Raw genomic sequence first — 6847 nt, 5'->3', positions numbered from 1 at the left:
ACCCCGGTCCCAACCCCGACCCTGACCCGCAACCCCGACCCCCGACCCCGACCGTTCGCGGTCTCCTGGATCAGCAGACAGGACGTAACTGAGCTGGCGGCACCGCCGTCGTCCTTTGATGCTCGGCACAACCTGTAACTGACAAGGAGAACCCCATGACTGAACGACTCTGGATCCGCCACCCGCTGGCCGTCTTCACCGCGAACACCGAGGACGCCGCCGGCGGGTTCGTCGTCGAAGGCGGCACCATCACCGAGCTCGTTCCGGCTGGCCAGGCGCCGCGAACGGAGTGCGTGGCCGTGTTCGACGCGTCGGAGCACGTGGTCCTGCCGGGCCTGGTCAACACGCACCACCACTTCTACCAGACCCTCACGCGCGCCTGGGCTCCGGTGGTCAACGTGCCGCTGTTCCCGTGGCTGGTCAACCTCTATCCCGTCTGGGCGCGGCTGACCCCGAACGCGCTCGAGCTCGCCACCAAGGCCGCGCTCGCCGAACTGCTGCTCTCCGGCTGCACCACGGCCGCGGACCACCATTACCTTTTTCCCGCCGGCATGGAGGACTCCGTCGACGTGCAGGTGGAGGTGGTGCGCGAGCTGGGCATGCGGGCCGTGCTCACCCGCGGTTCCATGACTTTGGGCGAGGACGACGGCGGTCTTCCGCCGCAAAGCGTGGTCCAGTCACCGGAGGTGATCCTCGAGGACAGCGAACGGCTGATCGGCCGCTACCACGAGCGCGGGCCGGGCGCGCAGATCCAGATCGCGCTGGCGCCCTGCTCGCCGTTCTCGGTGACCCCGGAGATCATGAAGGCCAGCGCTGCGTTGGCCGACCTGCACGACGTCCGGCTGCACACGCACCTGGCCGAAACCATCGACGAAGAGCAGTTCTGCCTGGAGCGCTTTGGCCTGCGCACCGTCGACTACCTCGAGAGTGTCGGCTGGCTGGGCCCGCGCACCTGGCTGGGCCACGGCATCCACTTCAACGACGACGAGGTTGCCCGGGTGGGTGCCGCCGGCGTCGGCGTCGCGCACTGCCCCAGCTCGAACATGCGGCTGGCCTCCGGCATCTGCCGCGCGATGGAGCTGGAGGACGCCGGCGTGCATGTCGGGATCGGCGTCGATGGCTCGGCCTCGAATGACGGCTCCAACATGATCCTCGAGGCCCGGCAGGCGCTGTACCTGCAGCGTCTGCGTTACGGTGCCGAGCTCGCGACGCCCGAGCGCCCTCGGCTGGGCGACGAAAGGATCCGCGCTGGCCTTGGGCCGCACCGATATGGGCGAGATCGCGGTGGGGAAGCAGGCAGACCTGGCGCTCTTCAAGCTGGACGGCCTGCGGTTCTCCGGCAGCCACGACCCGCTCTCCGCCCTGCTGCTCTGCGGCGCCGACCGGGCCGACCGCGTCATGGTCGGTGGCCAATGGCGCGTCATTGACGGCCACGTGGAAGGCCTCGACCTCGACTCCCTCATCGCCAAACACTCCGCCGCGGCCCGCCAACTCCTCGCCGACGTGTAGTGTGCGCTAACCGGATCCGCAGCAAGCCATTTGCAGGACTGGCGGGGGCTCGCAATCCAACTTGTCAGGCCGGAAGCGTGCGGTCGCGGCTGTCTTCGGTTGATGACCGGTCCTCGGAAGCGTCTGGTTCCCAGCGAAGGAGGTCTCCGGGCTGGCAGTCCAGCACTTCGCACAGCGCTTCGAGCGTGGTGAAGCGGATCGCCTTGGCCCGCCCGTTCTTGAGCACCGCCATATTGGCTGGCGTGATGCCCACGCGATCGGCAAGCACGCCGACGGGCATCTTGCGTTTGGCCAGCATCACGTCAATGTCGACGACGATCGGCATCAAATCACCTCGTCCAGTTCGCTCCGCAGGTGCTTCGCTTCGGAGTCCTTCGCGACCGCCTGGGCCAGCAGCATCCGCAGGACCAGGACGATCAAGGCCATCCCGGCGATCAGCAGGGACGCGCCGCAGATCAGCAGGACGATGCCGGGAGCGATTCCACCCGGGGCGAGGAGGACGGCAATCCCGAACATGAGCAGCGAAGCAACGGCGATCGCGCCGAAGATGACGTCCACGTAGCGGAAGGCCCCGTGGGAGAACACCGTTCCCCGGCGCACCATGGTCAGCAGGCGCCATACGCATATCAAGGTGACCTGAACGCAGGCGATGCCCAGGACCACGATAGCGAGAAGCGCGATGCGTGGTCCGGCTGGTGCGCCGGCCTCTTCAAGGTCGGTTGACAGCAACGGCACCATCCACAGCTGCACGAACAGCGAACCGGCGAGTGCCAGCGCCAGCACGACGCGCAGCGCCAGGATAGTTATCTTTCCCATCGGTCTCCTCTTATCGATTAACGATCTAAGCATATCGAAAATCGATAAGAAAATGGAAGCACTGGCGTCGATACCGGGGGTGCGGTAAAGCGCGCTATCTGGTCATGGCCACCGCTGCGTTGGACGTTGGGACGGAAGAGGCATTGATGGCGGGGACGCGGCCGGCGGCTTTGAGGGCCAGGTAGATGCGGTCGCGGGCGAGCGGCAGCGAGGTGAAGCGGATACCGGTGGCATCCCGCAGGGCGTTGGCCAGGGCGGGGGCGACCGGGTTGTACGGGCTTTCGCTCATGGACTTGGCGCCCAGCGGTCCCAGGGTGTCGGACGTCTTGGCGAAGTAGACCTCGCTGCGCGGGACGTCTGCGAAGGTGGGGATGTGGTACTGCCGCAGGATATCCGTGGTGACCGCACCGCCGTCGTCAATCCTCACCTCTTCATAGAGAGCGGCACCGAGGGCCTGGGCGATGCCGCCTTCGATCTGGCCGCGGCACTGGCGGGGATTGACGACGACGCCGGCGTCCGCCGCCTGGACACTCTGCAGGATGGCCAGCTCGCCGGTTCCGGCATTCACGGCGACCCGGAAACCGTGCACATTGAAGGCGACCGAGCGCGGCGTTCCGCCCCAGCGGCCCTCGGCCCGCAGCGGCCGGCCCTGCTTGGTAGCGGCAGCGGCGAGTTCCGCGAAACCCACCAGCTGGCTGGCACAGTCCACGCCGCCGTCAACGGGCAGGCACTGTTCGGCGGGGACGCCGCTGAGCTCGGCCGCGAAGTCCCGCAGCAGGGCGGCCAGTTCCTGCGCCGCAGCCAGGGTCGCTTTCCCGGCGACCACGGTGCCGGTGGAGCCGAACGCGCCGGTGTCGTGCTCGGTCAGCGCGGTGTCCGACTGCCGGATCCGCACCGCCGAGGGCGCCACGCCCAGCGCCTCGGCCGCCAGCTGCGTGTGCACCGTGGTGGTGCCGTTGCCGAATTCGGCGGTGCCGACGTCGAGCCGGTAGCCGTCCGGCTCCAGCCAGATGATGCTGTGGGCGAAGTGTCCCCGCGGCGGGACGGTGGCAATCATGGACAGCGCGGTCCCCTCGCCGACCAGCCACTCGGGCCCAAGGTCCTGTCCGCCGGCGCCGCGCTCGCGGCCGCGGTCCAGCGCGCTGCGGACCAAGTCGACGCACTGGCCGAGCCCGTAGCTGCCGCAGATGACGTCCTCCTCCGGCTCGGCGTGCAGCGATAGCATCTCGTCGCCCTCGGCGATCATGTTCCGCTGCTTGAACTCCAACGGGTCCAGCCCCAGCTGCAGCGCCAGCTCGTACAGTGCGGATTCGACGGCGAAGACCATTTGGCTCAGCCCGTAGCCGCGGAACGCGCCGGCGGGCACGGTGTTGGTGTAGACGCTGCGGGCGTCCACCTTCTTCGCCGCGCACCGGTAGACCGCGATGGATTCGCCGCAGCCGTGGAACATCACGCCCGGTGAGTGGTTGCCGTAGGCGCCGGCGTCGGTGGTAACATCGACCGCCAGCGCGGTGAGCGTGCCGTCGCGGCGGGCGCCGGCACGCACGGCGACGGTGAACGGGTGGCGGGTGGTCGTGGCAGAGAACTGCTCGGTGCGGGTCAGCTCCAGCTGCACGGGCCGGCCCAGCTTCAGCGCGGCGAGGGCGACGATGTCCTCGGTGAGCAGCTCCTGCTTGCCGCCGAAGCCGCCGCCGACACGTCCGGCGGTCACCCGCACCTGCTCCTCGGGCAGCGCGAAGATCCGCGCCAGCGTGCGGCGGACCAGGAACGGCACCTGGGTGGAGGACCGGACGGCGAGCGAGCCGTCCGGCTCCGTCCAGGCGATGGCTGCATGCGTCTCCAGCGCCACGTGCTGCACCCGGTGGGTCCGGTAGGTTTCCTCATGCACGGCGTCCACCGCGGCCAGGGCGGCGGCGACGTCGCCGATCTCCGTGTGCACCTCGGCCACAATGTTGCGTTCGGGGGCGGCGATGCGGGAATCACCGGGCTTGTCGCCGTGCAGCAGCGGCGCACCGGGTTCCTGCGCGGCTGCCGGCGTGAAGACCGCCGGCAGCAGCTCATAGTCCACCTCGAGGGCACGTACTCCGGCTTGGGCGGCGGCAACGGATTCCGCGACGACGGCGGCGACCCGCTGCCCCTTGAACCGGACCACGTCGTCCAGCACCCGGGTGTCGTCCGGGTCATCGGAGTACAGCTCGTGCTGCGCGGTGGAGAACAGCTGTGCGGGGGCATCCTCATGCGTGAAGACCGCGACGACGCCAGGCACGGCCAGCGCGGCCGTGGTGCGAATCGCGCGGATCCGGGCGTGCGCGTGCGGCGAGCGGGCCAGCTTGAGGTGCAGCAGGCCGGGCAGCTGCTCGGCGGGCACGTCCAGGGTGTAGCGGGCTTTTCCGGTAACGACGGCGGGGCCCGCGGGGGCGGGGGTATCGGCGCCGACGGCGCGGGGTGCTTCGGGCGCCTGCGGCTGGATGCTTCCGCTTGCTGCAGGGGAAGTTCCGGCCGGGGCATCCAGCGCGCAGTGCGCGTCGGCGGGGTGGGAGCAGCCGCCGCCGTCGCGGCCGAGCACGGCGTCCTCGATGGCCCGGTAGCCGGTGCAGCGGCAGAGGTTGCCCTTCAGGTTGCGCGGCAGGTCCTGCTTCTGTTCGTCAGTGAACGTCGCCGCGGTCATGATCATCCCGGCGGAGCAGAACCCGCACTGGAAGCCCTGGGCGTCGAGGAACTGCTGCTGCATCGGGTGCAGGCTGCCGGCGTCGGCGGAGCCGGACTGCGCGGCCAGACCCTCGATCGTCGTGACGGACCGGCCCTCGGCCCGGACGGCGGGGTAGATGCAGCTGTGCACCGGTTCGCCGTCGACATGCACGGTGCACGCACCGCAGTCGCCGCCGTCGCACCCCTTCTTCACGCCCAGCATGCCCTCTTCGCGCAGGAAGGTGCGCAGGCACTGGCCCGGGCGGGGGCTGCTTCCGTGCAGTTCGCCGTTGATCTCGATCGCCATGTCAGGCGCTCCTTTCCGCCGGCACAGCCAGCAGTTCGGCGCGGATTTCCTCCGCCAGCCGGTAGGTCATGTCCCGGCGCCACTCGGGCAGGCCATGGATATCGTCGTGATAGAGCCCGGGTTCGATGGCCGCGTCCAGCTCGATCGCCAGCTCGCCGGCCCCGGGCAGGGCATCCGGCGCGAAGCGCAGCTGGACCGGCCGCTTGGTCGAGGCGGTCACGGTCAGCACAAACGTTCCGTCCGGGTCCTGCCGGCCGATAAGCAGCACGCCGGAGCGGCCCAGATTGCTCAGCGACAGGCGGCGGAACGCGGTCCGGGCGGACAGCGCGTGGGCCGGCAGGTGCACGCTGCGCAGCAGCTCGCCGGGCGCCAGCGCATTGGTGCCGTCCCCGGTGACCAGTTCGGCCACAGGCAGCGTCCGGCTGCCGCCGCCTGGGGAGAGGATGGTGGCCACGCCGTCCAGCGCGGAGCAGAGCGAGGTCATCGGCCCGGCCGGCAGCGAGGTGCAGATGTTCCCGCCGACGGTGGACATGTTCCAGATCTTGAAGGACGCGACGAACGCGTCGCAGCACGGCCGCACGAGGTCCAGCGCGGGCCAAAGCGCGGCGAGGCCAGGGGAGTCCGGCAGCTGATAAAGGGTCGCGATGGTGCAGGTGGCGGCCAGCTCGACGCCGTCGCCGTAGGCGGTCACCGGCTCCCAGCCGGTCTGCCCGAGGTCGAGGAGCCGCCGCAGCGTGGTGCTGCCGTACGAGAAGAGCACCGTGCCGCCGCCCAGCCAGGCGTCGCCGGGCTGCCAGTGCGACGGGTCGGCGGTCGGCAGTACGGCCTCGATGGTGTTCATGTCCATGGGTGCCTCCTAAATGTGGATCAGGGCCCGGTCTTCGTTGACCGGGCGGGAAAGTACGACGGCGGGTGGCCGGCTGCTGTGCGCAGCGGCAGCGGCCGCGGGGGAGTGGATCGGTCCGCTCCGTTCGGACAGCGGCTGGCCGGTAGCGGCGCTGTTCCGGGAGGCGATGACCTGGGCCATGATCGACACGGCCACCTCGGCTGGGGTAACGGCCTGCAGGTCGAGGCCGATCGGCGAATGCAGCCGGGCGAGGTCCTGGGGGTCGACGCCCTTGGCCAGCAGGTCCCGCACGCGCTGGCGGTGGCTGCGCTGCGATCCCATGGCGCCCAGGTAGGCCAGGTCCAGGCCCAGCGCCGTGTCCAGCAGCGGGATGTCGAACTTCGGGTCGTGGGTCAGCACGCAGACCACGGATCTGGAGTCGAGGCGTCCCGCCGCGGCCTCGCCGGCCAGGTAGCGGTGCGGCCAACTGGCGACGACGTCGTCTGCCGCCGCGAAGCGCGGCTGCTGGACGAAGGCCGGCCTTGCGTCGCAGAGCGTCACCCGGTAGCCGAGCAGCTTGGCCTGCGGGACCAGGGCAGCGCCGAAGTCGTTGGCGCCGAAGACCAGCAGCCGCGGCGGCGGCAGCCGGGTTTCGACGAGCAGCGTCGGCGGCTCGCCGCCGCAGTACGCCTCCGCCGAGG

General features: G+C 70.0%; 5 protein-coding genes and 1 pseudogene. 1 reads left to right on the top strand and 5 read right to left on the bottom strand.

The window, feature by feature from the left end:
• Window positions 1-155: 155 nt before the first annotated feature.
• A pseudogene (locus D477_RS20200) lies at window positions 156-1509 on the top strand (8-oxoguanine deaminase).
• A 64-nt stretch (window positions 1510-1573) separates the two neighbouring features.
• On the opposite strand, the gene D477_RS20195 reads toward D477_RS20200, so the two are convergent.
• The 5 genes from D477_RS20195 to D477_RS20175 all read right to left on the bottom strand — a co-directional run.
• A complete protein-coding gene (locus D477_RS20195) occupies window positions 1574-1834 on the bottom strand; it encodes a helix-turn-helix domain-containing protein (RefSeq protein WP_005274865.1) in 261 nt (86 codons plus the stop codon).
• Complete coding sequence (locus D477_RS20190; RefSeq protein WP_005274864.1) at window positions 1834-2325, bottom strand: DUF2975 domain-containing protein; 492 nt, start codon at window positions 2323-2325, stop codon at window positions 1834-1836. Before D477_RS20190 ends, D477_RS20195 begins: the two co-directional genes overlap by 1 nt.
• 94 nt (window positions 2326-2419) lie before the next feature.
• Window positions 2420-5320 carry a molybdopterin-dependent oxidoreductase gene (locus D477_RS20185; protein ID WP_005274862.1) on the bottom strand — a complete coding sequence of 967 codons (2901 nt, stop codon included), beginning with the start codon at window positions 5318-5320 and terminating at the stop codon, window positions 2420-2422.
• 1 nt (window position 5321) lies between these two features.
• Entirely contained in the window at window positions 5322-6167 is an 846-nt protein-coding gene (locus D477_RS20180; protein WP_005274858.1) for an FAD binding domain-containing protein, read from the bottom strand.
• Window positions 6168-6176: 9 nt separating this feature from the next.
• Window positions 6177-6847, bottom strand: a 671-nt coding sequence (locus D477_RS20175) for an XdhC family protein (RefSeq protein ID WP_005274856.1), incomplete at its 5' end; no start/stop codon positions are given.

Source organism: Arthrobacter crystallopoietes BAB-32 (assembly GCF_000328305.2).
Taxonomy (GTDB): Bacteria; Actinomycetota; Actinomycetes; order Actinomycetales; family Micrococcaceae; genus Crystallibacter; species Crystallibacter crystallopoietes_A.
Note: the sequence above shows the minus strand (reverse complement) of the source record. Positions and strands in the feature narration are given on the sequence as shown.

Bases quoted from the DNA above. Each gene is read 5' to 3' on its own strand.
- D477_RS20185 (WP_005274862.1), bottom strand. From the start codon at position 5,320: ATGGCGATCGAGATCAACGGCGAACTGCACGGAAGCAGCCCCCGCCCG.
- D477_RS20195 (WP_005274865.1), bottom strand. From the start codon at position 1,834: ATGCCGATCGTCGTCGACATTGACGTGATGCTGGCCAAACGCAAGATG.
- D477_RS20190 (WP_005274864.1), bottom strand. From the start codon at position 2,325: ATGGGAAAGATAACTATCCTGGCGCTGCGCGTCGTGCTGGCGCTGGCA.
- D477_RS20180 (WP_005274858.1), bottom strand. From the start codon at position 6,167: ATGGACATGAACACCATCGAGGCCGTACTGCCGACCGCCGACCCGTCG.